The following is a 25,750-nucleotide window of genomic DNA, read 5'->3' as shown; positions in this document are numbered from 1 at the left end:
GTTCGCTGTCCGGGCCCGGCAGGTTCAGCTGGTCATGCCCCGGGCCGCCGCGTACAGGTCGAGGACGGCCAGGCAGAGCGGGACGAGGGAGAGCAGGACCGCGCCCTCGCTGAGGTCGAGCATGCGCCCCCAGAACGGGGTCACACCCTTGCGCGGCACGATCAGGCCGATGGCCACCAGGAGCACGGCGCCCAGGGCGACGGAGGCGGAGAGCCAGATGGTGCGCATGTCGAGCGGGGCGCTGTTCTGGTTGTAGAGGAGTTCCTTGATGATGTCGGCGGGCGGGTTCAGGGCCAGGCCGAGCGCCAGCAGGCAGACCGTGACGATGCCCGACATCATCAGGGTCACGACCTGGGACGTGTACAGGAAGAGACGGGCCCGCATCAGCATGGCGAGGCCGACGGCCAGGGAGAGCAACTGGGCCCAGCCGTTGGAGGAGAAGCCCAGCACCACACCGGCGGAGGCGACGCCGGCCGCCGCGCAGCCGCCGACCAGGCCGAGCAGCAGCTCGTGGCCGCGGCGTGCCTGGTCGAGGATGATCTCGTAGTCGACCGGCTCCTGCTCGTGCTGGTCCTCGGCACGCCCGCGCTTGGCGATCTGGTCGGGCGAGCGGAAGCCGATGGGGAGCTTGGCGAAACGGGCGGACCAGCCGGGCAGGAAGCCGATGGCGGCGGCCATGACGACGGCGGTGACGGCCGCGGCCTCCCGCGGCTCGGACTCGCTGACGATCGTGGCGAAGGTGGCGAGGACACCGACGCCCGCGGCGAACGCGGCGGCGACGAACGGCGCGTCGTTCTGCGGCAGCATCAGGACGAGCAGCACCCCGGCGACGAGGACGACGGAGAAGCCGATGAGGAGCTGGAGCCGTCCGGGGCCCTCGCCCGCGGGGACGCCCAGGATGCCGGAGCCGCCCACCATCAGGTGGGGCAGCGAGGCCAGGCCGAGGGCGGCGGCCGCGTGGTGGTCGTCGTAGACGCGGGCCCGTACGGCCGCCAGGGCGACCAGGACGACGCCGGTGACGCCGGCGATGACGCCGGGCAGGCCGTGCATGTCGTGGGCGAGCGGCTCGGAGAACCACAGGACCAGCGCCATCATGGTCAGCAGCAGCGCGCCGGCGGCGAGGCCGACGGTGCGCATCATGCCGTCGTTCCAGCTGCGGCGGTCGGTCTCGACGGCGGCGGCCACGGCGTCCACGACGTCGTCGTAGACGGCGGGCGGCAGCGAGTCCGCGAACGGCCGCAGGAGCAGCAGTTCGCCGTCCCTTATCTGCTGCTCGGCGAGCGAACGGCCGTCGTCGAGGACGGAACCGTCCCTGCGTACCAGGTTGTACCCGGTGGGCGCGGCCTCCTCGGGTGTCTGGCCCGACAGCCGCAGCACCTCCGGGTACACGTCCGACAGCGGCACGTCCTCCGGGAGTGCCACGTCGATCCGGCTGTTCGGCGCCGCGACCGTGACTCTGCAGAATCCGGTTGCTGAAACCGTGCTCACCTGACGGTTCCCCCTCGTCCAGTGTTCGGTGATCCGGCGCGGTTTGCCCGGGTGACTGCCTGGCCGCGCCTCATTCGGTGCGTCACCCTACCGTCCCCACCCGCTCCCTCCTCATCCCCTACCGGCCCAGGAACGCCGCAGAACAGTAGGATCAACGCCCGACTCATGGGCCCGGTGGAGACGGGCGAGTTGACGTACTTACGGGGGCCGTCACAACGGGGGCGGTTCGAGATTGCGACTGCGTGAAGGACTGGTGCATCGGTGAGCATCGTCATCGTCAAGCGCCCGCCGCGGGTGTTCCCGCCGGAGGTGCCGAGTGAGGAGGTCAGGCTCGAATCTCCACCGGAACTTCCCAGGACCGAGGACGACAGCCTCCTCATGAACCTGCTGCCCATGCTGGGCATGGGATCCTCGGCGGCGTTCTTCTTCATGCCGGGCGCCCAGGGCTTCATGAAGATCATGGGCATGCTGATGCTGGCGTCCACGGTCGCCATGGTCATCGCCCAGATCGTGCGGGCCCGCAAGGGGTCGTCCGGTCAGATGGCGGAGAGCCGGCGCGACTACCTCAAGTACCTGGCGCAGAAGCGGCGGGAGGTGCGGCGTACCGCGCTCAGGCAGCGCGACGCCCAGCACTATCTGCACCCGGCGCCGGAGCAGTTGTGGGCGCTGGTCGCCGAGGGGTCGCGGCTGTGGGAGCGGCGTTCCACGGACCCGGACTTCGCGCAGGTGCGGATCGGCCTGGGGCCGCAGCAGCTGGCGACGCCGCTGGTGGCGCCGGAGACCGCGCCGGTGGACGAGCTGGAGCCGCTGACCGCGCACGCGATGCAGCAGTTCATCGCCGGGCACGGCACCCTCAACGAGCTGCCGCTGGCGGTCGGACTGCGCTCCTTCTACCACGTGACGATCTCGGGGGACACGGAGACGGTCTACGGCCAGACCCGGGCGATGCTCGGTCAACTGGCGTCGCTGCAGTCACCCGAGGACGTGGTGATCGCCGTGGTGGCGGCGCCGGGGGCGGCGGTGGAGTGGGAGTGGACCAAGTGGCTGCCGCACATGCAGCACAAGGAGTCCGACGGCGCGGGTACGCGCCGGCTGCTCTGCTCCGACCTCGGTGAGCTGGAGGAGATGCTCGCCCCGCAGCTGGAGGGCCGGCCGCGGTGGAGCCGGGAGGGCCAGCCGGTGCTGGACCAGCCGCACCTGATCGTCGTGCTGGACGGCGGCGGGGTGCCGGCGGACTCGGTGCTCGCCTCGGCGGAGGGCCTCCAGGGGGTCACCATCCTCGAAGTCGTCCCCGGCGAGCTGGACGAGCCGCGCGGCTCGCTGTCGATCCGGGTGGTGCCCGACGCCCTCGAACTGGAGGCGGGCACGGGCGTGTTCACCGGCACGCCCGACGTGCTGTCGCAGACCCAGGCGGAGTCACTGGCCCGCCAGCTGGCGCCGCTGCGGCTGGGCGCCGCGGACGCGGACGAACCGCTGCTGGCGAACCTGGACTTCACCGACCTGATGCAGATCGGCGACGCGGCGAGCGTGGACGTCTCGCGCACCTGGCGGCCGCGCACGCTGCACGAGCGGCTGCGCGTCCCGATCGGTCTCGGCGAGAACGGCGAGCCGGTCATGCTGGACATCAAGGAGGCCTCGCAGGAGGGCATGGGCCCGCACGGCCTGTGTGTCGGCGCCACCGGTTCCGGCAAGTCGGAGCTGCTGCGCACCCTGGTGCTGGGTCTGGCGGTGACGCACTCCTCGGAGACGCTCAACTTCGTCCTCGCGGACTTCAAGGGCGGTGCGACCTTCACCGGCATGAGCAACATGCCGCACGTCTCCGCGGTGATCACCAACCTGGCCGACGAGCTGACGCTGGTGGACCGCATGCGCGATTCCATCACCGGTGAGCTGACCCGGCGCCAGGAACTGCTGCGGCAGTCCGGCAACTACGCCAACATCACCGACTACGAGAAGGCCCGCGCGGCCGGTGCCGCGCTCGACCCGCTGCCGTCGCTGGTCCTGATCATCGACGAGTTCAGCGAGCTGCTGGCCGCCAAGCCGGACTTCATCGAGATGTTCATCCAGATCGGCCGCATCGGCCGTTCCCTGGGTGTGCACATGCTGCTGGCCTCGCAGCGCCTGGAAGAGGGCAAGCTGCGCGGTCTCGACACCTTCCTCTCCTACCGCATCGGTCTGCGGACCTTCTCCGCGGCGGAGTCCCGTACGGCGATCGGTGTGCCGGACGCCTACCACCTGCCGAACGTCCCCGGCGCGGGCATCCTGAAGTACGGCACGGACACGATGGTGCAGTTCAAGGCCGCGTACGTGTCGGGCACCTACCGGCCCAACGGGCCGGTGGCCGAGGGCGGCGGGCGGATCGACCGCTCGCCGGTGCTGTTCACCGCCGCGCCGGTGCCGGTGCGCATCCTCACCGATCCGGAGCCGGAGGCCCGCCCGGACCGGGTCGACGACGCGCTCGCCGACACGGTGCTGGACGTCATCGTCGGCCGTCTGGACGGTCAGGGCCCGCCCGCCCACCAGGTGTGGCTGCCGCCGCTGGACGAGCCGTTCAGCCTCGACCAGGTGCTGCCGGTCCTGAACATCAGCGCGGAGCGCGGTCTGCACGCCGAGGGCTACCACGCGCAGAGCAAGCTCACCATCCCGGTCGGCCTGGTCGACAAGCCCTTCGAGCAGCGGCGCGACGTGATGTACGCGGACCTGTCCGGCTCCGCCGGTCACGCGCTGATCGTGGGCGGCCCGCAGTCCGGAAAATCGACACTCGTACGCACCATGATCGCGGCGTTCGCGCTCACCCACACGCCCGCCGAGGTGCAGTTCTACGCCCTCGACTTCGGCGGTGGCGGCATGCTCGCGCTGGACGGCCTGGCGCACGTCGGCGGGGCGGCCTCCCGCCTCGACCAGGAGAAGATCCGCCGTACGGTGGCCGAGGTGCACGGCATCCTCAACGCCCGTGAGGAGTTCTTCCGCTCCAAGGGCATCGACTCCATGGCGACGTTCCGCAACCGCCGGGCCCAGGGTCACTACCCCGACCAGCAGTGGGGCGACGTCTTCCTGATCATCGACGGCTGGGGGACGTTCAAGACCGACTACGAGATGCTCGACCCGGTCATCGCGGACATCGCGACCCGGGGTCTCGGTTTCGGCATCCACCTGATCATCACGGCGACCCGGTACACCGAGATGCGGCCGGCGCTGCGCGACCAGATCCTCAGCCGGCTCGAACTGCGGCTCGGTGACGCGATGGAGTCGGAGTTCGACCGCAAGCGCGCCGAGAACGTGCCGGTGGGCAAGCCCGGCCGCGGCCTCTCCCCCGACAAGCTGGACTTCCTCGCCGCCACGCCCCGCATCGACGGATCGACGGCGGTGGAGGACCTGGCCGACGGCATGGCGAACCTGGTCAGCGGCGTCAACAACGCCTGGCAGGGCCCGACGGCCCCCAGGGTCCGGATGCTGCCGACCATGCTGCCCGCCTCCGAGCTGCCCTCGGGCGGCGACTTCGCCGGCCGCGGCATCGCCATCGGCGTCGACGAACTCACCCTCTCCCCGGTCTTCGTGGACTTCGAGACCGACCCGCTGTTCGTCATCTACGGCGAGAGCGAGTCCGGCAAGTCCTCGCTGCTGCGGTTCATGGCCAAGCAGGTCTCGGAGCGGTACGCGCCCGACAAGGCGCTGTTCGTGGTGTCGGACTTCCGGCGCGCGCTGCTCGGCCAGGTGCCCGAGAGCCACGTGTACAAGTACTGCGCCTCCGGCCCGCAGCTCCAGGAGGTCATGGAGTCGCTGGCCGGCTCGATGAGCCGTCGTATGCCCGGTCCGGACGTGACCCCGGAGCAGTTGCGCAACCGCAGCTGGTACAGCGAGCCGGACGCGTTCATCTTCATCGACGACTACGACCTGGTCGCCACGTCGATGGGCAACCCGATGTCGGTGCTCATGGAGTACCTGCCGTTCGCCCGCGACCTGGGTCTGCGCATCGTGCTGGCCCGCACCACCTCGGGCGCCTCCCGGTCGTCCTTCGAACCGGTCCTCACCCGGATCAAGGAACTGGGCGCCCAGGGCATCGTGCTGTCCGGCGACCCGTCCGAGGGTCCGGTCTTCAACAACGTCAAGGCGGCGCCGATGCCGCAGGGCCGCGGGCAGTTCATCTCGCGGCGGTCCAGCGGAACGCTCGTCCAGACCGGCTACCTGCCGGAGAGCTGACGAAAGGGGGGCGGGCGTGACCGACTACTTCAAGACCGACACCGCCGAGCTGGGCCGCTTCAGGAAGACCCTGGAGGACGCCAAGGCCGAGCTGGACAACGTACGCGAGTGGATGCGGGACGTGTCCGCGGAGGGCATCGGCACCAAGGAACTGGACGCCGCCTGCGCGGAGTTCCACGAGCACTGGGCGTACGGCTCCGAGCAGATCGCGCAGTTGACGGGGAAGTTCGCGCAGAGTGTGAACCAGAGCAAGGCCAACTACGAAGAGGTCGACCGGGCGCTGGAAGAAGGCTTCCGCAAGGCCGCGGCGCAGGGAGGCGGCAAGTGAGCGCCGCCCCGTACTCGAACCTGGGCTTCGACCCGGCACCGGGCCGGATCTCGGTCGTCTCGGGCCTGACGGAGAAGCTCAGGAAGTCGGCACAGACCATCGCCGACGCGCACCAGATGATCGAGAACCTGCGGTCGGGCAGCTCCTGGGAGGGCGACGCCGCGGTCGCCTTCCGTGAGCAGCTCGAGGGGGCCCTGCCGACGAACCTGAAGAACGCGCACACCTCCATCACCCGGGCCGCCACCGCGCTGGCCGACTGGCAGCGGGCGCTCGACGGCTACCAGGACCGGGCGCGGACGCTGGACGGCCAGGCGAAGGACGCGCGGGGGAAGGTCGGCGCGGCCGAGGCCCGCGAGAAGTCGGCTTCCGCCAACCCCGACCTGGAGCTGGCGGGCCGGTCCTTCACCGACGACGCGGAGCTGAAGAGCGCGCAGGCGCGGCTGGACAAGGCGACCGAGGAGCTGACCAAGGCACGCCAGGCGGTGACCGACGCGAGGAGCGAGTACGACGACGTCATCAAGCGGGCGAGGGAGCTGGAGGAGGAGCACGCCTCGGACGCCCGGGGGAAGGCCCGGATCCTGCGGGACTCCACGGACAAGCTGGCACCGGAGGAGCCGAACTGGTTCGAGTCGTCCATGGAGTGGGTCGGGGACAATCTCACCGACGTGCTGGGCGCGGTGGCGGCCATCGCGGGCCTGGCGGCCTTGTTCTTCGCCGTGCCGGTCGGACCGATCCTGCTGTTGGTGGCGGCGGCGGCCAGTGCGGCAACGCTGATCAGCCGGTTGTCGGATCCGGTGGTGCGGGCTTCGCTCAAGGACGGGTTCGCCAAGGGGGAGTTCGACGCGGACTTCTGGAGCAACGCGGTCGGGGTGGTCGGTGACTCCCTCGGCGTGGTCCCGGGCGTCGGTGCCGTGGCGCGCGGCGTCAACGGCGCCGTGCGGTCGGCGAGCGCCGGCGCGGAGGCCCTCACCCTCGGGCAGCGGCTCAGCAGCGCGGGCGGCAAGACGTGGCTGGCCGCGCAGCGGATCCACGCCGCCGACAATCCGCTGACCACCTGGCTGGTGAAGGGCGCCGCCGACCCGTCCACCACGGCGAGGGCCATCGACGTGTCGGTCTCCGGGGCCGGTGCGCTCACCGGCATGTACGGCGTGGCCAAGAACCTCTGGGAAGACATCAAGAACCCCGTCGCGGAGAGCGCCTCGACCGGCGCGGACGGTGTCCGGGCCGGCACGTTCGACGGGGCCGGCCATGGTGCCACCGCGCTGAAGACCATGAAGATCCTGTTCGGCGCGGCGCACTGAAGGAGACGCACTCATGACCGACGACGCGTACGAGTACGAGTACGCCATCGACGGGTCGGCCCTGGAACGCGGCTGCGATCTGTGGTTCGCGCTCCCGCCCGGCTACGTGGAGCTGCCCTTCCGCGACCTGTTCGCCGAACCGGAGTCTCCCGAAGGCGTACGGCTGGCCGAGGCGATCGGCTCTCTCCTCGAACTGGTGCCGGAGGACCAGCGGACGGGGTTCCTGGACCAGCTCTCCCAGGCCAGGGGACTGACTGCGGAGATGCGGCGGGAAGGCATCGTGCACCTCGCCATCGGCGCGCACGAAGCGGACGACGGCACCATGCTGGAGTCGGTCGTCACCCTCGCCCGTCGCGAGATCCCCTGGACTCCGCCGAAGCTGGCGGCCGTCCAGGCCGCGACGGCGCGCGAGCGCGCGCTGCCCGTCGCCGTGGTGGACCTGCCCTGCGGGCCCGGTGCCTTCACCGAGGCGCTGGTGGAACTGCCGGCGGAGGCCGACGCCCAGCAGCGTGCCCTCTACGAGGCGACCGCGTACCTTCCCTTTCCGGACGGGCGGAACCTTGCGGTCCTCTCCCTGACGACCACGGCAGTGGCCGCCCGCGAGCACTACCGTGACATCCACCGCGGTATGGCGGAGATGGTGAGCTTCGACAACCCTCTCCCGGAGGAGTTCAAAGACCAGATTCCCGAGTCCGAGGTCGAGGCGTCCGTACGCGCGGTCTTCGGCTGACCTCGATGGGGTGAAACCAATGGACGTCCCTTTGACGAAGACGGCGTACGAGGACGCCGCCACCCGCTGGGCCTGGCGCCGCACGGCCGCGTTCCGGCTGTCCGCCTTCCTGCTGTCCCTCGGCTCCTTCGCGGTCTGGCTGTATGCGGTGGTCATGACACCGGTATGGACTCTCTGGGTTCTCTTCCCTGTCCTGTTCGTACTGATCTACGTCGCCATGTTGAACACCCTGCGGGCCCTGGGCATCCTGTCCCTGCGCCGCGTTCTGCGGGTATATCCGTGGCAGTCGGTTCCCGGAGCCGCCTCGACCGCGAAGAACGGCACCACCCGGTTCGCCTTCGCCGACCCTGAGCGTCCGGACAGGACCGTGTCGCTCGGTTACGGCGATTTCCTGGGCAGCGGTCACACCTTCTGGGTCAGGAAGGTCAGGTCCGGGGCCGTCGACGAGGTGTGGTTCGCGGGTGATCCGCGCTTCCTGGGCGTCGTGGCCGTACCGGGGCCGCGACGGCTGTACGGCGTGGCCCAGCGCGAGGCGACGGACGACCGGATGGCGGCGCGCAAGCGCGGCGTGAGCGCGGAGGCGCGGGAGCGGGCCAGGGCAGCGGGGGCTCGGGTGGGGTGAGGGGCTGAGCTGCGCCGGGAGCAGGAAGCGAGGGCCCGGTCCCGGCGGCGCCAGGGGCACGCGGCGCGGCAGGGTTCGCTCAGCCGGTCCAGAAGTGCAGTACCGCCTGCGCGTAGGCCACCCGCGCGTCCAGGCGCGGTGAGCGGATCTTGTACGTGTCGGTGATGCCGTAGAACTTCAAGGGCACCCTCCCCAGTCCGGGACCGCCGCTCGCCCGCCAGGCGGTGCGCGAGGGCAGGTGCCAGTCGATGCCGTACCCGCCGACGAGGCTCACCACGCCGTACACGAGTACCAGCGGGGAGAGTACGACGTACAAGGCCCACGCGCCGGTGGTCCCGCGCCGGCCGACCAGTCGGGTGCCGTCCGGCAGTTCGGTCTCGTACCGGGGCCGTCCGCCGCCTCGGACGGGCGGGCGGAGCACGGCGAGCAGGGCCCCGTCCGGTGCCGTCACGGCCAGGTCACCGTCGCGGCCCGCTCCCCCGGTCCGGGGGGCCACGGTACACAGGGGCCTGTGGCCGTCCGGGTCCTCGTACAGGGTGAAGTGGCCGGCCAGGTCTTCCGGTGTTCCGCCGTTTGACGACCCGCGCGCGACGTAGAGGGGATTCCCGCCTCTCACCTTGATGACACTCTGGATGTGGAGAGCAGCGTCCTCCCGGGGAGCCTGCGGGTGCACGCCGAACGCAGTCGTCATCGCCATCTCTTTCCGGTGACCGGCTTCAGCCACGCGGGCAGTCCGTGGTGTGGAACTCCCGCTGCCGACAGGACCTGAAGGTACCCGTTGACCTGGTCGCGGGTCCCGTCCCGCCGCCAGACGCGGCGGTACCGGAGCGACCGGGCCAGCAGGTGCACGCTGAGCGAGAGCAGGAGTACCACCGGGGTGAACAGGATCAGGTCGACCGCGGTGTCGGACGTCTCCCAGTCGGTGGTGTCGATCAGGAACCAGGCCGCGGCCGCCGCGGGTCCCAGCAGCAGGCCGCCCCAGAGGCCGCGCGAGGTCATCCCGCTCAGCGCCTGCCGGTGGCGGTGGAGCATCACCGCGACCTCCGCGTCGGCCAGATAGTCGATGCCACGGCCGGCACCGATCGTCCGCGCCGCCTCGGCCGCGCCCGGCACCGCCGACAACCGCGCGGCGCGCACCGGCAACAGGCCCAGTGCCTCCGCGGGGACGGTGCCGTCGTCGCCGCTCATCCGAACACGTCCCGCACGGACCTCGTCCGCAGCAGAGCCTCGGCGCCGCCCGCCGGGTCCGCCGGGGCCGCCGGCCCGGTCTGCGGCAGATGCTCCGGCTGCCGCGGGAGCGGCTCCTGAGCCGGCTCCTCGCCCTCGTTCAGTTCGACGGTGTTCACGAGATTGAAGAAGAGACCGGAGTACAGGTCCCAGTCCTGCATGCACGGGGTACTCAGTTCGAACAGGGCCATCTCCGACTCCCTGCGCAGCGGCAGGAAGACGGCGATCTTCCCGACCTCCACCTCCTCCGGGCGGCCGGAGTCGGTGAGTTCCGCCGGCAGCGTGGTGACGTCCGCGGTGAACCGGACCGCCGCCTCACCCGCCGTGAGCCAGACCGTCTCGACCTGACTCCGCTCCCCGAGGCCCGCGAGTTCCGCGGCGACGCTGGAGGCGGTCATCTTCTGGCCGTCCGGCACGGACTCCAGCAGAGTGGCCGTCACCGTCGCCGTGCTGCGCCGCCCGTCGAGGTCGAGCAGACAGAAACCGGCGTAACTGACTCCGGCCTCCATCATCTGCGCGACCACGGGCAGTTGGGTCGCCGCGTACTGGAACCAGAGCTCGGGAGTGCCCTGCGGGTAGACGTCCTGGGCCAGCTCGATCAATGCCTGGCCGACCTGCTCCTCGGTCTCGTGGACGGGGAGTTCGAAGAAGGCGGGCGGCACGCGGAACGTCAGGCGCGGAGCGGTGGCGGCCACGGGACCGACGGACGCGTCGCCGGGAGTCATCGTGTCCATGGGTCTACACCGCTCCCGCCGCCGACATGAACGCGTTGCTGGACGGTGCGGGGGCCGGCTTGGTGCTCACCGCGTCCGACACCAGGCCGTACGCCAGGGCCGCGCCCTTGACCCCCATCGACGTGCCGCGCATGGTCCAGCTGCCGACGTCCAGCGTCTCGTCACTGAGCTTCAGTCCCTTGCCGGCCAGCACCAGGCCCTTGTACATGACACCGTCGCCCATGCCTCTGGCGATGTTGAGCGACGTCGGCAACTGGTCGGCGTTGGCGAAGACCCCCTTGAGCCGGTTGCCGGTCGCCGCCGCCTTGGCCGCCTTTCCGGCCGCCGTCATTCCCCTGACCGCTCCGATGCCCGGCAGCACGCCGAGGCCGGCACCGACCCAGTCCATCGCTCCGACCTTTTCGCCCCGGGCCGTCTTCACCCCGTAACCGGCCAGGGCGAGGGCGCTGGCGCCGATCGCCAGCCCGCCGAGGATCGCTCCCACCGGTGGGATGGCCATGGTCGCCAAGGACAGGATGGAGAGGACTGAACCGATCTTGGAGAAGAGGTCCGCGTTGTCGGCCAGGAAGTCCGTGAAGCCGTCCCAGGCCCCTTTCAGGCCGTCCGTGACCTTGTCCCAGATGCTGATGTCCGGCGGGCGGTTCTCCGCGGCCTCCCGGATGGCCTTCTCCGCCTTTCCGGCCTGTTCCTCCCAGTACCTGCGGAGCGCCTCGCCGTTCTCGATGACCCGCTCCAGGTGGGAGGCGGCGTCCTGGGCCGCCTTCGACGCGGATTCGGCCTCTTCCGTGAGCGCGTCGGCCTCCTGCTGGGTGAGCTGGCGGAACCTCGACTGCAAGATCTTGTTGTTGACCTGGTCGACCGCGTTGTTCTTCTGCTCCAGCTGCTTGCGGACCTCGACCGCCTCGGCCTCCAGCGACTTGGCCTGTCGCTGCATGGTCTCCAGCTCGCTGTGCCAGCTCTTGAGCGCCTGGGAGCAGGCGTTCATCGACTCGTGGCCCTGCTTCAGGTACTTGGGCAGCTCGCCGACCTTGTCCTGGAACTTCTGGGCGGCCTCGCCCTCCCACGCACCGTCGGTCTTGCCGATGGTCACCAGCATCTCGCGCAGTTCGTCGAGTTCGTCGCCGACCGTCTTGACGTCATAAGCCAGCGACTCGATGGTGTGCAGGTCGCCTTTGGCCGGGTTGAACGTCAGTCCGGGCCAGTCTGGATCGTCGAACATCCCCATCGTCTTCTCCCCGTTGTGTGTGAGTGGTGGCTGGTGTCGGTCGGATGTATTCGGGTCGGGTCTGCTCGTTACTTCTGGCTGAAGCCCTTCTGCAGGTCCTGGTCGGTCGTCCGGTAGGACTCGACCGTCTTCTTCAGGCCCTCGTGCAGTTGCTTGGCCCCGTCGGCGATGCGCTTGATGCCGTCACCCCATGCGTCCTGGAAGCCGTCGCAGGCGTTGTCCAGACCGTCCGTGCCCAGTCCCTTCGGGCCCACCTTGTTCAACCGCTGCTGCGCACCGCGCATGCGGTCGTCGACCTGGTCCAACCTGTTGATCAGGCTCTGCATGCGGTCGACGTCTATCTTGAAGTCCGACATCTTGTGCGCCTCCCCGTGAGAGTGATCGAGTCACCGCCGTTCAGGCTATAGGAGCGACAACTTCCGGCTCACGCGCGCGGAGAATCCATCACCAAGTCACCGCAAGCGCAGACGTTCAGACGCGCTCCCAGACGTGCAGCACAGCCTGCGCGTATGCCAGGCGCTCGTCCAGCCGAGGCGACACGAACCGGTAGACGTGGTCGAACCGGTACTCCATCGCGGCCTCCGGTTCGCCTGCCGCGCGCCACCGTGTCCGGCACGGGGGCCCCAGTTCCCAGGCCGCTTGCTTCTTGGCGTCCGCCTTGTCACCGATGAGCAGCGAGAGCGATCCGTAGGCGGCCATGATCGCCCAGCAGACGAAGTAGAGGGGCGAGACCAGCACCATGAAGGTCCACCCTTTGACGGTTCCCACTTCGCCGGACAGTGGCTGCCCACCGGAAGCGGGCTGCACGGTCCAGCACACGCGGCGCGGCCACAGCAGCCCGTCCGCCGCGTCGTGTGATCCGGCCGACTGCCGAGCCGTCGGCCGCGTGTACGTCGTACACACCGCTGCCTGCGGACCGGACCGAGCACAGTGGCTCACCACTCGTGCCCCTCAGGGTGAACGGCGGCCTCGCCCGGCGCCCGCCCTTCGGCGCGTCCTGGGGGACATGGACGTACGCGAGGGGCTCCCCCTTCGCCTCCGGACCGGCCCGCCGGATGGTCATGGTCTGCTCCCCCGCCTTGATCCGGTCGAACCTGCGCAGTCTCCAGTTGTGGATCTCGATCGACAGTTCCGCCGTGGGCTGTGCCGCCGCCGACGGAGCCGGGATGTGCCCGTGCTGTCCGGGATCCTGGGGCCGGTGCCGCTGTGACGGCCACGATTGCCCGTGCCCCGTCTGCTGTCCCTGCGAAGACCGCCCCTGACTGCCGTGGTTCATGGCCGCCCCACCGTCCCTGATGTTGATGATGACGGGCGCCAGAATCTCAGATGCCGATGAGGTGCATCGCGGTGCGGGGGCACAGGGGTAGGTGCGACGACTGAACGCCCACAGGACCCCCACGCTCCTTTCCTGGCCGGCCCGGTCCACGGGACGTCAGCGGGCTGGAGACGTCGGCAGGGTCTTACCGGTACGTCTATCGGGAGGCGTACGGTGCAGGAACCGGAGCGGTTGGGGAGCGGGGGCCCCAGGTCCCCCTCGGCCGGCCCGCCTTCGACCACGCGGAGACGCAGGCAGCCTGGACACCGGCCCGGTGGGCGGTCGTCATCCGCCTGTGGATCGCGACGTTCTTCTAGGTGACATCATTCATCGCGCTCAGCGCGCTTCAGGGGCTCGGTGTCGTCTCGCTGCCGGACGGGGAGCGGAGGGACGGCGGTCTGCTCGGCTCGGTCCTGACCTTGTTGCTCTTCGTCTACGCCGTCTACCCCTGTCTCTGCGTCAGCGCTCTGCGCTGCCTGAAACAGATCCGGCGCATCCTCGAAGCGCACCCGTGGCAGCCGCTCGCCGGGGTTCACCGGCACCCCCTGCTCAAGACGCGAGCGGCGTGCCCGTACAGCTACGACTCCGCGCCGACAAGGAGCCGGGCGGCTTCGTGTCCGCTCGCGGTACTGTCCGTCGGCACCGGTGGCCGGAGGGCGCGAAGCGCGGAGCGTGGTGGGCGGGAGATGGCGGGAGCGGCGGGGTGCTCGCCCTTCCGGGCGAGGCGCGTCTTATGGAGAAGGCTGCGCATCTGATCCGGGTGGCACTCCTGGGGTCATCTGTACCGCACGGGCCGTTTGATGCCGACGCGCTTGGCCTGCTCGGCGCGGGCCACCCCGGCGGTGTCCCGCTCCTTCGCCGACAACGCCCACTCGGTGGGCTGCATGAAGAGCAGTTCGCCGGTACCGGGCACGATGGCCGCACCGCCGAACGGGTCATCGCCGGCGAACCATACGCCATTTTGAATGCCTTCCGGCCAGCGGTTGACACCCAGAGGGTCTTTCGCCAGCAACGTCACTGCTTTGTCACCCCTCTTCCCGAAGTGAAGGTGGAACCTCACAGGCCGTTCCAGCCTCACCTTCTCGACGGGCCCGCGATAGGTGAGGGGGTAAGTACGAAAAACCCGTGAGCATTTCCGCGTCAGAGAGATCCGGCCGTAGAAGAGGAAGAGGGTGAACACGAATCCCAGCATTGCCGCGAGGGAGAACGGCAGGGCATATCCGCGATAATCCATCGGCAGCGTGAACATGAGACTCCACACCACCAGGAAAGGAACGCCGAACTTGGCGAATCTTATGACAGAGACGCGATAATAGTGTCTCAACGCACCGTGAAAATCGGTGCCGTCCGTCGCATAGGGTGCCGAATTCTCACCCTGTGGAGACCTGCGCTCGCCCGCGGTCATCCGAAGGGGTTCCTTTCTCTTATGCCGGTCCCGGGGCCCGCGAACGGCCCTGTGACGTCGTCGTGACCGTCCAGAGCCCGGCCGTCCACGTCCGCCGGGTCCGATTCGGCGCGCACCGCCAGCGACTTCGCCAGCGCGGTGGCGGCGTCGCCGAGCTGACCGAAACGCCGAGCGGTATGGCCCAGGCACAGGCCGGCCAGCCCAGAAGGGGACTGGCCGGCACGGCGCGCGTCCCGACCTCCATGTACCAGCGCTCGACGAACTCCCGGTCGTCGCCGCTCGAAGCGATTCCGACCAGAACGTCCGCCGCTTCGCCCTCGTGCGAGCGGTCACACAGAGCCCGCTCCAATGTCTCGGCCACAACCTCATGAGGCAGCGCGGGAGGGTTCTCGAAGCTCAGGTGAGAACGCACCCCGCGAGAGTACGCGCCCCAGGCGATCCGCACTCGACCGGAAAGAACGGGGGCGAACGTTGCCTGATGCGGCACTAGGACACGCGCTTCCCGATGCCCGCGCGTCTGGCCTGCTGGACACGTTCCTCGCCGGCGCTCTGGCGTTCTTTCGCCGCCGACAGCCACTCACTGGGCTGCATGAAGAGGAGTTCACCACCACCCGGGACAATGGCCGCACCGCCGAACGGGTCGTCACCGGCGAACCAGACGCCGTTCGCGATGCCCTCGGGCCACTTGTTGTCGGCCAGCACGTGCTTCGCCAGCATGGCCGACGCCCCTCCGTCACATGCGGTAAAACGCAAGTGAAGTTTTGAAGGTCTTTCGAGCTTCACTTTCTCCACAGGCCCGCGGTACCGCAGAGGGTAGGTGTGAAAAACACGTGAACATCTCCGCACGAGGCGTACTCTCGCGCAGAAGGTGCCCGCAGTGATGACAGCGCCGAGAACACTGATGACCAGCAGAGGAAGCAGGAAATCGAGTTTTGTGAGAATGACCAACGGCCACAGCGCGGCGAAGGGCAGGAACCACGCCAGGAAGCGTTTCATTGCGATGGCGTAATAGTGCTTCAATGCACCCCTGAAATCCGTCCCGTCAGTCGCGTAACGCGCCTGAACGGGCCGTCGGGCAGCTTGCCCCCTGGCTTCACCCGCTGTCATCCGAAAGGACTCCCTTCTGCCGGCACCGGACCTGCGCCGGTGGCTGGCCGCGGTTCCGGTCCGCTGAGTGCTTCGGTCGGATCAGTGAACCGCACACTGCGGGCGACGCCGAGCAGCACTTCGCGGTAGTCGTCGGCGAGCTGCAACGCCGGTGTCACCAGTTGCACAGTGATGACCGATGAAGAACGCGGGTCCGGGACGGCGACGGTCCCTTGCCACACCTTCTCCTGCAGGGGATCCGTTTGATGTCCGGGCGGTGCACTTGGAGACACCGTACGCCGTTCTGTCACCATCAGGAATCCCGTTCCCACGGGCAGTTTCACGGGAACGACACCGCGGTCCGGCCCCACACCGGCGGTGTTCTCCAGCATCCGGGTGAGGGCGGCTTTAGGATCGCCCTCCGCCGTCGGAAGGGTGGAGACGGTCAGGACGGACATCAGCGGGGCTCCGTCGTCGCCAGGATGTACTCCCAGCGCGCATCCCTGGACCCGTTGTTCCTGCAGCATGGCCACGATGACGACGTAAAGGCGAAGCACCTGTTCGGCACGGTCACGAGCTGCGTCAGGCAGAGTGCTGATGTGCCGCGTGACCTCCTGCAGTCTTTCACCGGAGGGATGGAGGTCCACTCTGGTGTAGCCGTGGGGCAGGACGTACCAGAAATCAGGTTTCGACTCGGCGGGCGTGGCGTCGAAAAGGCTCTTCACAGCCGGACTCCCGACATCATTTCGCTGAGATCCGAGACGATTCCGGTGACCCCGCTCTTGAATCCCGTCGAAGCAGCGCCGATCTTCGTCACCTCAGCGGCATCATGCCCAAGGCCGTCCTTCGGCAAAACACCGGCGCTCTCCAGGGACGACGCCATGTTCCCCGCGATATTGACGCCTTGAATCGAGTAGGCGAGCCTTCCCACATCGGGATCGGTCGCCGCTTCGATGGCCTTGAAATTGAAGGCCGGCACGACCTCGCTTCCGAACTTGCTGAACTGCGCACCCAGCGACATGGCTTCGCCGCCTTCTCGGGCAATTGCCGCGGCAAGTCCCACTTCGCTTCCCGCCTTGGCAAGGGCACCGACACCGGGGAGCATGCCAAGGCTGTCACCGGCGAGTGAAGCTCCTGCGAACAGGCCTTCCTTCCACCCGTACTCACCGAACAGCGCGTCCCTGAAGTCCTCACTGGCCAGGTTCTTGGTCATCGCCAATGCGCTCGCGCCCACCGCGATCGCCAGGAACACGGGCGCCGCCGGTGTCGGCAGGAGGGCCAGGAGGCCGGCGATCGCGCCGATGGTCCCGGCGTGCTCCATGATCTTCTCGCCGAGCCACACCAGTGCGTCACCGATGGCCTGCACGGTCTTGCTCAGCCAGCCGGGCTCCTTCGGAGCCAGTCTGTCGTCGGCCTCGTCGAGCTTCCCTGCGATGAACGCGGCCCGCTGGGTGTGCTCCTCCTCCAGTGCGCGCGCCTTCGCGATGACGTCGTTGTACGCGGTGGTGGCGTTGTCGAGCTGGGCCGTGGTCTCGTTCAGCGCGCTCTCGGCAGCGCGCAGACGGGCCGTCGCGGCGTCGGCCTCCGCCTGGCTGGGGTATTCCTTCCCCGCCAGTCGCAGGTCGGGGTGCTTGCCGGCCTCGTCATGGCGTTGCCGCGCCTTGTCGATGTCGGACTTCTTCTCCCGGGCGGCCTCGTCGTACTTCTTGGCCAGGTCACGGTGCGATGCCAGGTCACCGTCCCAGGTGCCCAGCCAGTCGGCGGCCTTTCCGAGGGACCGTCCGGCATTCCTCATGTACTCCTTCAGGTCTCCGTCGAGGGAGTCCCGGAAGGCGCTCGCCGCGTCGCCCTCCCAGCTGGAGCTGGCCGAGAGCAACGTCTCGATCTGACGGTGGCAGTCGTCCAGGGCCTTTGCCGCGGACTTCACCTTCTGCCGCAGCGCGGACACCTCGTCCGGCGCTCCGGGCACCGGGTTCCAGCCGAGGTTCGGGTACGGGTCAGGAGCCATCAGCGTGTGCTCCCCGCGTTCGCCGCCGCCGTGTCCCCCATCTGCTGGAGGGCCTTGGACAGTTCCTCCTCGAACTTCTTGTAGCTCAGCATGGTGGTCTCGACACCCTCACCGACCGTCTTGATGAGTTCTTTCAACTGCTCGGTGCCGTGCTCCCACCGGTCCTGGAACGTGTCGCAGGCCTCGTCCAGCCGTGCCGTGCCGATCTGATCGGCACGGACGTGCGCGAGCGCTCTGCGCGCTTCCTCCAACTCCTCGACAGATCTTTTCAAGGTGTCACCGAAGGACTTCAGGTGATCCAGATCGACCTTGAACTCCCCACTCAACGAGGCCCCCTCTTTGCCTGGTCGCCGCGACGCGGTCCGGCGGGCGCACGGGAAGGCGCAACGAGCTGCCACCCCGTAGCGTTTGTGAGGTGTCAGGCTACCCGTTGGTCTGTGAAGGTCCTCCGACGACCGACCGGCCGCCGCTCAGCTCCGTACCGTCACCTCGAAGGTGTAGTACCGCGCCTTGTCCGCCTGGTCGGAGTTGGTGGAGTCCGCCTCCGGCTTGGGGGACGCCGTCGCGCCCTTGCCCACGCAGGTGCCGACCGGGCAGTGCAGGACGCGGATCTCGGTGGTGCCCGCGCCGGTCGCCTCGAAGTCGAAGAACTGGGTGCCGTCGCCGCCGCCCGATCCGCTCGAGCCCTCGTAGTCCTCGCGGTCGCCCGTGCTGCGGACGACCTTCTCGTCGGGTTCCGGGCCGACGCGGTACCACCACTCCCCCTGGGTCGGCTCCATCGGGAAGGAGAGGGTGAACTCGTCACCGACCTCGGCCTCGATGGACCGCTGGTCGGTCCCGTACTCCCGCGGGTCGGCAAACGAGCCGCAGGCGGTCAGGGCGCACACCGCCCCGAGCAGGAGCGCGGTCGGGGCGAGGCGCGTGCGGCCCCGGGGCGTGGTCGTCCTGCCGGTCATCCGGTTCACTCCTTCGGTCACTGCGGTACGTGGACGGCGAACGCGTCGGGCATGCGCTCGTCGGACGCCTTGTCCATGTGGCCGTTGACGAAGTCGTCCTCGCTGACCCAGGTGGTGTGGCCCCAGGGATTGTAGATCTGGAGCATGTCACCCTCCTGGCCGATGATCATCATCTGGTGGCCGACCCGGTTGCCGTCGGCGTCCTTGCCCTCGACCTCGACGGGTACGGGCTTGCCGTCCGCGACGGCCCGCTCGATGTCCGGCAGCACCTCGCGCCGGGCGTCCGCGCCGTCGCGCAGTTCCCGGTACTCGTACTCCGCGCCGGTGTGGGGGCTGATCTCGGCGTTGGCGACCTCGTTCTGTCCGTCGGCGTCCATGCCGTTGGGGGCTCCGCCCCAGAAGTGCTCGTAGTCGCCGTCGCCCTCCTCGTGCACCCGCGTCAGCTCGTCGTCGAGCCGCGCGCGGAAGGCCGCGCCGTCGTCCTCCTGCCCGGAGGGACCTCCGGTGAGTTCCAGGGCGTAGACGGGGTCGACCATGGCCCGCGCGCCGATGGTGGAGCCCGGTACGCAGGTGTTGCCCTTCTGGGACCAGTTCTCGCCGTCGAAGGTGAGCGAGTCGCTCATGCCGGGCTGGTCCACGCTGCCGGCCTCGGTGACCGCAGGTGACAGGTGCCGCTGGAGCCACGCCTCGTCGTCGCCGTGCGCGTGGATCTTCCCGCGGAACTCCCGTACGGCGTCGATGTCGTAGCCCGCCGCGACGGCCTTCATCAGGTAGGCCCGCTCCTCCGGCGACTTGGCGTCCTTGAGCATCCGCTCCAGCTCCGCGCGGTCCTCGGAGCTCATGTCGTTCATGAACTGGGCGGAGCGCTCCAGGTCGCCCGCGCTGAGGATCTCGTTGTACTCGCGGTCCGCGCTGTTCTCGTCCACGCTGCTGGTGTCGGCCAGCATCAGCTTGTCCGCGGCCGTCAGGCCCTGGGCGTCCAGCTTGCCCGAACGGGCCTGCGACGCCCAGCGGTTGAGTTCTCCGGCGGCCGTGCGCGCCGCGTCGTCGGCCACGACCGCGGCCTGGTGGCGCCGCTCGACGCCGTCGAGCGCCTTCGTCTTGGCCTTCTGTACGGCGGCGTCCTCCTCGTCGCTGTCCCACATGCCGTCGAAGAAGCCGTCCTCGCCGCCGAGGCAGGCGCGCGCCTCGGTGAGGATCTCGCGGCCCGTGCGGTCCCGGCGCTGTGCTTCCTCCACGCCGTCCGCGAGCGCGAAGAGCGCCTTGGCGCTGCCCTCGAACGCCTCCCGCATCTGGTCCGCGGCGCGCTGCGCGGCGGCCGCCACGTCCGTTGCGGCCACCTGCGTCGTACCGGTCCACACCTCGGGCAGCCCGGAGGCGGCCTTGCCGATCCGCCCCGAGGCCTGGTCGACCGTGCTGATGGCCTGCTTGAACTGCCTGGAGGCCGTCTCGATCGCGCCGGGGTCGCCCACCGGCGCCTCGACCGCGAGCGCCTTGTCGATGGCCTCGATGAGATCGTTCTTGTCACCGGCTCCCTCGACGCTGCCCTTCAGACCGGCCAGCTCGGAACGCCGTGACGTCGTGGACTCCCCCGCCATGTCCCGGTTCTCTTTCCTGCTCGTGTGCGGATACGTACGACAGTGCCGGTGCCGTCGGCGGCACCGGTGCGGCCCGGCGGACGCCTACCGTCCCGCGGCGGCCGTGCGGTGCCGCAGCGCGAGGATCTCGGCGACGGCCTCGAACCAGCGCGCCACCGTTTCGTCGTCGTCCGTGCCGCGGGCCACCGCGGCGGCGCTCGTCAGCCAGTCGGCGGCGGTCCGTGAGGCGTCGGCGCCGGGGAAGGGTTCCGCCAGGCCGGCCGCGTACCGCGTACCGCCGCTGCGCACGATCTTGGCCAGGAACACCACGGCGCGCGGCTGGACGCCCAGCCGGTCCAGCGTGACGGCCGCGGCCACGGCGCCCTCACCGAACAGGACGCGGCGCTGAGCGGCGCCCGGGCCGATGCCGTACCGCAGGAGGGCGGGCAGGTCGAGCCGGAGGATCTGTTCTTCGGTGCTCATGCGACATGGGCCTCGTGTGTCAGCCGAACGGAGAGGGCTCGGACGGCGCCGGGGCCGGGGTCTGCCCGCCGGTGCGCGCGGCGCCGTGCACGCGCTGGAGGGCGGAGTCCTCCGCCGCGCCGTAGTTGTTGCCGGTGATCCGGAGCTTGCCGGCGATCTCCTCCAGGGCGGAGCGCAGTACGTCCGCCTCGTCGTGCCACGCGGTGACGCACCGTTCGAAGGCGGGACCGGAGTCCGTACCCCCGTAGACGTCGTGGAGCGAGCACTGCTCGCCGGGCATCTGCGACGCGGCCGTGCCGATGTCCTCGGCGGCGGCGTCGAGATGCCGGACGTTCTCCTGATATCCGCTGGAGTCAACCGAATAGGTCGACACATGGCCCCCGTGCGTCATGTGTTCGAGTGCTTGCCCACTCGCCGATTGGCGTGACCTTATCAAGCAAGTCACACTCGGGCGATCCTGTTCACGCGCTCTCGTCGCACGCCCCGGGCACCGTCGCCGCCGCGGCGCCGGCCTCCCGCACTCGCGGCACCGGCGGCACTTCGGCCACTTGTTCCCCTGAAGCGTCGACGTCGCGTTTTCCCACGTCGCCGTCGAGAGGGGGTTCCCGTGAGCGTCACACTGCCGGGCTGTCTCGACGAGGCTCTCGACCTGACCGGGGTCAGCTGGCCGGACGTGGACGAGGACGACTACCGCGAAGTGGCACAGGTCATGCGCGAGTTCGCGGACGACATCGACGACGGTGCCGCCGACGCCCACGCCGCGATCGCGGACCTGATCGGCACCAATGAGGGCCTCGCGGTCCAGGCCCCGGAACGGCACTGGAGCAAGGTCAAGGACACCCGCCTCGCCGACCTCGGTGAAGCGGGCCGGCTCGCGGCGACCGCGCTGGACGGGGTCGCCTTGCTCATCGAAGGCGCCGGCACACCGCTGTCCCGAGCCGTGCAACTGGCCCGGCACGCGGACAGCGGCTACGGCACGCACGAGAAGCTGCCGGGCGGCAAGGAGAAGTCCGCGGGCGACGACTACGCGGCCGCACGGTTCGACGCCAAAGGCGGCGGCGGTTTCATCATCGTCGTCGGAGTTCGGGATTCCGCCACCCCGAACGCCCGCTCGGCTTCCCGGTCGTCGGAGACGGGACCAGGAACATATGACCGAGCTGTGCACGGAAAGGGCCCCTTGCCCGGTCCCGCCCAACTGCAGTGCGTGGGTGGCGGAACGGCCATCGCACGTCGACGTCACCCACAGTATCGACCACGGAGACACCGTGGATCCAGAGCACAGGGAAACACGGAGATGATGAATTACCTGGATCGTTTGAAAGCGAATCGCGACGGATAGATCACGTCGCGAATCTGATCAATCTCGCACAAACAGCACAGATGCCCTTCGGTGCTGACATCAAACGCCTCCATCATCCGCACAGCAGACAGGTCACGAAATGACACCCCCCATCGACCGGGAAACCCTGGAGACCGAGTTTTCCCCGGAAGAGCTCACCACGTTCTCCGAAGCGGCGGTGGCGAACATCCGGAACCAGCCGAGTGCGCACTTCTTGCGCACCGTCGGTATTCCCTCTCGCCCCAATCCCTGGTTCGACCTCGTGGACGGAACCCCGGAGCAGGTCAGGCCGCTCGGTGACTGCTACGGCGACCTTCGCCAGCGATGGACGAACCTGCCCGAGACGGCCGAGAGCTGGATTCTTCTCGGCATGGTTCCTTACGACGACATCGCTCTGGACGGGGCCACGGGAATCGTCTACTGCCTGCCGGGTGATGAATCGGACGTCTATCCGCTGAACAAGGACATCGGTTCCTTCGCCCACTTCCTCTGTCTATTGGAGAGGGAGCGGCCGAACTATGACTTCGAATCGGAGCAGGAGACACTCGACCCGGAAGGCGCGGCACGCCGCCTGGCCGAGCAGATGAGAGAAATCGACTCGGCGGCCCTGGAAGTGAGCAATTCTCGCTGGCACGACGTCCTGGAGTATGTCGCCTACCCCGAGACCCGGTAGCGGGACATGCCTGAATGCGCGGGTCGGAGCCCCGGAACCTTCCTCGCCGCACTGATACGGGATGGTGCTGTGCTTCCGTATGCGTACGAGTCCCCCGGTCCTGTGCACGTGTCCCCCGGCGGTCAGGCGGAATTCCCCATGCCAGCCCGCGGAAGCGGCGTCCGGCATTTCCGGCAGCATGCCGCCGATGACGCGGACGGTACGTCTGCGAGCGTGCGGCGGCTGGCGGAGGTCGCGGTGCCCGTCCAGGTAGGGCCGTACTTCGTCACCGCCCGGGACGGCCCCGTACGGCTGTGGGAGTACGCCGAGGCCACGGGTCGGCAGGTGACGCTGGAGCCGTGCCGGGACTGGGCACGCCTCGGCTCGGACCAGGGGTTCGAGTTCTGCGCCGACCAGGACGGTGTCGTACGCGCCGTACTGCTCGGCTGGAACGAGGAGTGGAGGTTCGTAAACTCGATTCCGGCAGCCTTCGCCCGGTCGCTCGACATACTCGACATACTCGACGAGGCGCTCGGCGCCGATCTGCCGCAGAAGGCCGCGGCCGCGTACGCGGAGTTGGAACAGCGCCTGAGGGCCGTCGACCCCGAGGTGTTCGCGGGGCGCGAGAACTGGTGGCCCTTCGTCCTCGACGACATCAGGGACACCGCGGGCGCGGACTGGTTCACCGCCTTCGAGATCGTCGACGGCCGGGGTGAGAAGCAGATCATCACGCAGGCCGGCGGGATCGGCGTCCACCCGGAGGAACGGCTGTGGTCCCCGCTCCACGCGGCGGGCGTCGAGCCAGGGCAGGTGCTGCGCGTCCACACCGAGCTGGAGACCTGCTTCATGCCCGGGCACTACTGCTCCTTGTGGCTCGGGCAGGTCTTCCCCGACGCCCGATTGACGCACAACTTCCCCTACGGGGAGACGGCCGAGTCCGGTGCCGAGGGGTCCGTCCGCGCCGACGCCGGTGCAACAACGTCCGTGGCCTGCCACCGCCCTCGCCGCGGCCGACACCGCCGCCGGTCCGGTGCTCGCCGTCGCCTGGAGCGACGGCGAGGTCCACCTCTGGCACGTCCTGTCGGGACGGGTACGCGTCCTTCCGCTGCCGTACTCCTGCCACGCGCTCGCCCTCACCCCCGGCGGGCTGCTGCTCATCGGTGGTCCGAGGGGGCTGACCGTCGCCCGTCTGCGTCTGGACGCGGTGGGGGAGGGAACCGGGCAGGCGCCCGACGGGACGTGACCCGTTCCCGGCCACGCGTCCCCGCACGTCCGGAGCCCACCTCCGCCCCTTCTCCACTCCGAGGGCCCTTCTCCACGTCGAAAGCTCTCCTTGCACGCCGAGGATCTTCCCCACACACCGAGGGTCACCCCGCACGCCGAGAGGCATGCTCTGACACCCAGAGGCACGCCCTGACACCGGTGTGTGATCAGCGGGCTGTAGGGTGTCATGGGCATAACGGGGAGGCTGAGGTTCGGCCGGCGGCGCATCGCCGCCCGCGCGAACACGCCGCGGGTGAACGTCGGTTCACCAAAGCAGCCGCAGTCGGGGCCCGACTGCGTCAGCGGCATCCGACCGGTCCCGGCCGAGGAAAGCGAGCGTGCGCAGCGCGCTCCGTCTCCTCGCGCCTCGCGGCCACCACTTCTCCGATGCCTGCGCGGGCGCCGCGCGCCACCGCGTGCCACCGAGACTTCGAGGGAGGGGGAACTCATGGCATACCCGCCGCCGCCCGGGGAGCCGGGCAGCGCGTATCCGCAGGATCCCTACCCTCCGGAGCGGTATCCACAGGGGCAAGGGGGTTGGACACCGCAGCACCCTGGTGCGCCGTACCCGCCGCAGAGGCCGCCGGGCCCCGCCGGCCCGCTGCCTCCCCCGCCCGGCCCGGTACAGGGCCTCCCGCCAGGACCGTATCCCCCGCCGTACACGCGGCAGCCGCTCCCCGGCGCCGACGGCGGTGACGACCGGGGCAACGACCTGAGGAAGGCCGTCATCGCCATGATCGTCCTCGCCGTGCCGGCCGTCCTGGCAATCGGCGGGATCGCCGCCGTACGGGCCGTCGACGGCGGCTCGCTGCCCACCGCCGACGACGGCACTCGGGCCGACTACGGCGACGGGGCGACGGTCGCCGTCGACGTCGCCTTCGTCCACAAGATCAAGGACGTGGACGTCCGCCCGGTGTCCGAGTGGTACCGGTGCGTCGTCAAGCGGGAGTCGTCCGACACCGAGCCCACCGTCACCAAGGTCGGCCCCTCACCCGACGCTCACGGCTCCGAGAGCTACCTGTACTACCCGGAGGACGGCATCGAACTGTGGAGGTCGAACGGGCCGGAGGGGACCGGGACACCGGCGGGGTTCCTGACCGCCCTCGAACCCGACCGCGAGCTGTACGGCTCCCCCTCCGTGGAGCGGCAGGCGGGCCGAAGCGTGCCGATGCCGACCTTCGACTCCGGCTTCGGCGGTGCCGAAAGGGACTCGGAGTACGGCAGTGCCCGCATCAAGATGGACAGCTCGCACTCCCGCTTCACCGCGGCGACGCGGTGGCGGCAGGGCGTGGAGGACATCTTTCACCACGAGTTCGCGCACGCCCTCGTGCAGCCGTTGGAGGCCGAGTTCGGCGCGGGCACCGGGAGTGTGCGCCAGTGGGTCGTGGAGGGCTTCGCCGAGTGGGTGGCGCTGCGCTTCGACACCGAGCCGGCGTCGTGGCGGATCCGCGACAACGTCTCCGGCCAGGGGTTCGACGGGAGGCTCCCCGACCGGGGCTCGGACGGCACCAGCGCGTCCATGGGCTGCACGACCAGCTATCTGGCGTTCCGTTTCGTCCCGGAGGAGAGCGGCGACGCCGCCGCGCCGCGCTTCGTCACCGGCCATTACCGCCACCCCGACCGGCTCGGCGGGCAGTTGCGGGAGGCCGTGGGCATGGGGACGAGCGAGTTCGAGGCCGCCTGGGCCACGTACGTGAGGAGTCACAGCTGATGCCGACGAACGGTGCGCGGGGAGCGGGCGGAACGCCCGGCCCGCAGAGCCCGCCGGGACCGACGGGACCGGGATATGGCTACCCGCAGCAGCCGGTGCC

26 protein-coding genes and 1 pseudogene are annotated in these 25,750 nt (G+C 69.5%); 11 read left to right on the top strand and 16 right to left on the bottom strand.

Annotated features, from left to right (window positions below; all coding sequences use genetic code 11):
- Positions 1-24 precede the first annotated feature (24 nt).
- Positions 25-1,488, bottom strand: a complete 1,464-nt coding sequence (gene eccD / locus ACY1JF_RS27340) for a type VII secretion integral membrane protein EccD (RefSeq protein WP_462707931.1) — start codon at positions 1,486-1,488, stop codon at positions 25-27.
- Positions 1,489-1,749: 261 nt separating this feature from the next.
- On the opposite strand from eccD, the gene eccCa reads away from it, so the two are divergent.
- From eccCa to ACY1JF_RS27315, 5 genes are read left to right on the top strand one after another with little or no spacing between them, the layout of a single operon-like run.
- Positions 1,750-5,688 (top strand): type VII secretion protein EccCa, encoded by a 3,939-nt coding sequence (gene eccCa, locus ACY1JF_RS27335; protein WP_462707929.1) that lies wholly within the window; start codon positions 1,750-1,752, stop codon positions 5,686-5,688.
- A gap of 16 nt (positions 5,689-5,704) precedes the next feature.
- Positions 5,705-6,016, top strand: coding sequence for a hypothetical protein (locus ACY1JF_RS27330; RefSeq protein ID WP_462707928.1), 312 nt, complete (start codon positions 5,705-5,707; stop codon positions 6,014-6,016).
- Positions 6,013-7,317 carry a hypothetical protein gene (locus tag ACY1JF_RS27325; RefSeq protein WP_462707927.1) on the top strand — a complete coding sequence of 435 codons (1,305 nt, stop codon included), beginning with the start codon at positions 6,013-6,015 and terminating at the stop codon, positions 7,315-7,317. Before ACY1JF_RS27330 ends, ACY1JF_RS27325 begins: the two co-directional genes overlap by 4 nt.
- 13 nt (positions 7,318-7,330) lie before the next feature.
- Positions 7,331-8,047, top strand: a complete 717-nt coding sequence (locus ACY1JF_RS27320) for a hypothetical protein (protein ID WP_462707926.1) — start codon at positions 7,331-7,333, stop codon at positions 8,045-8,047.
- 19 nt (positions 8,048-8,066) lie between these two features.
- Entirely contained in the window at positions 8,067-8,669 is a 603-nt protein-coding gene (locus tag ACY1JF_RS27315; protein ID WP_462707925.1) for a hypothetical protein, read from the top strand.
- A 79-nt stretch (positions 8,670-8,748) separates the two neighbouring features.
- On the opposite strand, the gene ACY1JF_RS27310 is transcribed toward ACY1JF_RS27315, so the two are convergent.
- From ACY1JF_RS27310 to ACY1JF_RS27285, 6 genes are all read right to left on the bottom strand, one after another.
- Complete coding sequence (locus ACY1JF_RS27310) at positions 8,749-9,360, bottom strand: hypothetical protein (RefSeq protein ID WP_462707924.1); 612 nt, start codon at positions 9,358-9,360, stop codon at positions 8,749-8,751.
- Positions 9,357-9,857, bottom strand: coding sequence for a hypothetical protein (locus ACY1JF_RS27305; protein WP_462707923.1), 501 nt, complete (start codon positions 9,855-9,857; stop codon positions 9,357-9,359). Before ACY1JF_RS27305 ends, ACY1JF_RS27310 begins: the two co-directional genes overlap by 4 nt.
- Positions 9,854-10,630 carry a hypothetical protein gene (locus tag ACY1JF_RS27300; RefSeq protein ID WP_462707922.1) on the bottom strand — a complete coding sequence of 259 codons (777 nt, stop codon included), beginning with the start codon at positions 10,628-10,630 and terminating at the stop codon, positions 9,854-9,856. The genes ACY1JF_RS27305 and ACY1JF_RS27300 overlap by 4 nt, the downstream gene beginning before the upstream one ends.
- Positions 10,631-10,634: 4 nt before the next feature.
- Positions 10,635-11,849: a putative T7SS-secreted protein gene (locus ACY1JF_RS27295; RefSeq protein WP_462707921.1), complete on the bottom strand. Its 1,215-nt coding sequence runs from the start codon at positions 11,847-11,849 to the stop codon at positions 10,635-10,637.
- A 74-nt stretch (positions 11,850-11,923) separates the two neighbouring features.
- Positions 11,924-12,211 carry a WXG100 family type VII secretion target gene (locus ACY1JF_RS27290; protein WP_462707920.1) on the bottom strand — a complete coding sequence of 96 codons (288 nt, stop codon included), beginning with the start codon at positions 12,209-12,211 and terminating at the stop codon, positions 11,924-11,926.
- A 115-nt stretch (positions 12,212-12,326) separates the two neighbouring features.
- Positions 12,327-12,623: a hypothetical protein gene (locus ACY1JF_RS27285; protein ID WP_462707919.1), complete on the bottom strand. Its 297-nt coding sequence runs from the start codon at positions 12,621-12,623 to the stop codon at positions 12,327-12,329.
- A gap of 864 nt (positions 12,624-13,487) precedes the next feature.
- Here ACY1JF_RS27285 and ACY1JF_RS27280 point away from each other — a divergent pair.
- The gene (locus ACY1JF_RS27280) at positions 13,488-13,925 is read left to right on the top strand and encodes a hypothetical protein (protein ID WP_462707918.1); all 438 of its coding nucleotides are present in this window, start codon (positions 13,488-13,490) and stop codon (positions 13,923-13,925) included.
- A 20-nt stretch (positions 13,926-13,945) separates the two neighbouring features.
- On the opposite strand, the gene ACY1JF_RS27275 is transcribed toward ACY1JF_RS27280, so the two are convergent.
- The 9 genes from ACY1JF_RS27275 to ACY1JF_RS27235 all read right to left on the bottom strand — a co-directional run bounded on the left by ACY1JF_RS27275 (position 13,946) and on the right by ACY1JF_RS27235 (position 21,058).
- On the bottom strand, positions 13,946-14,575 hold the full coding sequence (locus ACY1JF_RS27275) for a hypothetical protein (protein ID WP_462707917.1): 630 nt from the start codon (positions 14,573-14,575) through the stop codon (positions 13,946-13,948).
- Between the two features lie 486 nt (positions 14,576-15,061).
- The gene (locus ACY1JF_RS27270) at positions 15,062-15,571 is read right to left on the bottom strand and encodes a hypothetical protein (protein ID WP_462707916.1); all 510 of its coding nucleotides are present in this window, start codon (positions 15,569-15,571) and stop codon (positions 15,062-15,064) included.
- 107 nt (positions 15,572-15,678) lie between these two features.
- Positions 15,679-16,386: a hypothetical protein gene (locus ACY1JF_RS27265; RefSeq protein ID WP_462707915.1), complete on the bottom strand. Its 708-nt coding sequence runs from the start codon at positions 16,384-16,386 to the stop codon at positions 15,679-15,681.
- Entirely contained in the window at positions 16,383-17,669 is a 1,287-nt protein-coding gene (locus ACY1JF_RS27260) for a WXG100 family type VII secretion target (RefSeq protein ID WP_462707914.1), read from the bottom strand. The genes ACY1JF_RS27265 and ACY1JF_RS27260 overlap by 4 nt, the downstream gene beginning before the upstream one ends.
- Positions 17,669-17,995, bottom strand: a complete 327-nt coding sequence (locus ACY1JF_RS27255; protein WP_462707913.1) for a DUF6317 family protein — start codon at positions 17,993-17,995, stop codon at positions 17,669-17,671. The genes ACY1JF_RS27260 and ACY1JF_RS27255 overlap by 1 nt, the downstream gene beginning before the upstream one ends.
- A gap of 144 nt (positions 17,996-18,139) precedes the next feature.
- A complete protein-coding gene (locus ACY1JF_RS27250) occupies positions 18,140-18,625 on the bottom strand; it encodes a protease inhibitor I42 family protein (protein ID WP_462707912.1) in 486 nt (161 codons plus the stop codon).
- A 17-nt stretch (positions 18,626-18,642) separates the two neighbouring features.
- On the bottom strand, positions 18,643-20,223 hold the full coding sequence (locus tag ACY1JF_RS27245) for a peptidoglycan-binding protein (RefSeq protein ID WP_462707911.1): 1,581 nt from the start codon (positions 20,221-20,223) through the stop codon (positions 18,643-18,645).
- Between the two features lie 84 nt (positions 20,224-20,307).
- Complete coding sequence (locus ACY1JF_RS27240) at positions 20,308-20,685, bottom strand: hypothetical protein (RefSeq protein WP_462707910.1); 378 nt, start codon at positions 20,683-20,685, stop codon at positions 20,308-20,310.
- Positions 20,686-20,704: 19 nt separating this feature from the next.
- Positions 20,705-21,058, bottom strand: coding sequence for a WXG100 family type VII secretion target (locus ACY1JF_RS27235; protein WP_462707909.1), 354 nt, complete (start codon positions 21,056-21,058; stop codon positions 20,705-20,707).
- Between the two features lie 234 nt (positions 21,059-21,292).
- Here ACY1JF_RS27235 and ACY1JF_RS27230 point away from each other — a divergent pair, with 234 nt between their 5' ends.
- The 5 genes and pseudogenes from ACY1JF_RS27230 to ACY1JF_RS27210 all read left to right on the top strand — a co-directional run bounded on the left by ACY1JF_RS27230 (position 21,293) and on the right by ACY1JF_RS27210 (position 25,650).
- Positions 21,293-22,024 (top strand): hypothetical protein, encoded by a 732-nt coding sequence (locus tag ACY1JF_RS27230; RefSeq protein WP_462707908.1) that lies wholly within the window; start codon positions 21,293-21,295, stop codon positions 22,022-22,024.
- Positions 22,025-22,124: 100 nt separating this feature from the next.
- Complete coding sequence (locus ACY1JF_RS27225) at positions 22,125-22,697, top strand: SUKH-4 family immunity protein (protein ID WP_462707907.1); 573 nt, start codon at positions 22,125-22,127, stop codon at positions 22,695-22,697.
- Positions 22,698-22,703: 6 nt separating this feature from the next.
- Positions 22,704-23,603: pseudogene (locus tag ACY1JF_RS27220) on the top strand (nucleic acid/nucleotide deaminase domain-containing protein); the annotation flags it as partial.
- Positions 23,604-23,646: 43 nt separating this feature from the next.
- A complete protein-coding gene (locus ACY1JF_RS27215) occupies positions 23,647-23,919 on the top strand; it encodes a hypothetical protein (RefSeq protein ID WP_462707943.1) in 273 nt (90 codons plus the stop codon).
- 753 nt (positions 23,920-24,672) lie between these two features.
- Positions 24,673-25,650: a hypothetical protein gene (locus tag ACY1JF_RS27210; protein WP_462707906.1), complete on the top strand. Its 978-nt coding sequence runs from the start codon at positions 24,673-24,675 to the stop codon at positions 25,648-25,650.
- The last annotated feature ends 100 nt before the right edge of the window (positions 25,651-25,750 follow it).

The sequence above is a fragment of the Streptomyces sp. SYSU D01066-1 genome, assembly GCF_054956795.1.
This window is presented reverse-complemented; position numbering and strand designations above follow the sequence as displayed.